This is a genomic window from Inquilinus limosus, from assembly GCF_002195995.1.
GTDB lineage: Bacteria > Pseudomonadota > Alphaproteobacteria > DSM-16000 > Inquilinaceae > Inquilinus > Inquilinus limosus_C.
On record NZ_NHON01000221.1, the window covers coordinates 1 to 808 of the forward strand.

The window sequence follows — 808 nt, forward strand, 5'->3', positions numbered from 1 at the left end:
TTCAGCAGGCCCTTGTGGCTGTTGCCCACCGCCTTCGGCTTGCCCGTCGAGCCGGAGGTGGTGATGCAGTAGGCCAGCCCCTCCGGATGCCAGTCGACCACCGGCGCCTCGTCCGAGTACCCGGACAGATCCCAGCCTTCGATCGCGATGATCTCGACGCCGTCCATCTGCGGCAGCCGGTCGGCGAGATGTCCCTGGGCCAGAACCAGTCCAGCAGGCCCTTGTGGCTGTTGCCCACCGCCTTCGGCTTGCCCGTCGAGCCGGAGGTGGTGATGCAGTAGGCCAGCCCCTCCGGATGCCAGTCGACCACCGGCGCCTCGTCCGAGTACCCGGACAGATCCCAGCCTTCGATCGCGATGATCTCGACGCCGTCCATCTGCGGCAGCCGGTCGGCGAGATGTCCCTGGGCCAGAACCAGTCTCAGCCCGGTCTCGGCGATGGTGCCGGCCAGGCGATCGCGCGGATGCTCCGGGTCGAGCGGCAGATACGCCCCGCCCGCCTTGGCGATGCCGAGCAGCGCCAGCAACATCTCCACCGACCGCTCCGCCGCCACCCCGACCAGAACGTCCGGGCCGACGCCGCGCGCCGCCAGCTCCAGTCGATCTCGAGCGCGGCCCCCGCCTCGATCCCGAGGGTCAGGGCATAGTTCGTGGTCTCCAGGCTCTGGATCTGGCCGAAGCGCGGCCCCTTGCCTTCCAGCTCGCGGAGGGCCTGGTCGACGGGATAGTTCTCGAAGACCAGCAGTGTGTCGAACAGGGAGCGGCCGCCCTGGCCGGCCCAGCCCTGGATCTCGTAGAGCGGCGTGTGC

General features: G+C 69.6%; 2 protein-coding genes. Both read right to left on the reverse strand.

What is annotated here, in order from left to right; genetic code table 11:
* Position 1: 1 nt before the first annotated feature.
* Positions 2-535 (reverse strand): AMP-binding protein, encoded by a 534-nt coding sequence (locus tag BWR60_RS39115; RefSeq protein ID WP_429913062.1) that lies wholly within the window; start codon positions 533-535, stop codon positions 2-4.
* On the reverse strand, positions 421-808 hold a 388-nt coding region (locus BWR60_RS38555; RefSeq protein ID WP_230983286.1), incomplete at its 5' end, for a hypothetical protein. The genes BWR60_RS39115 and BWR60_RS38555, both read right to left, overlap by 115 nt.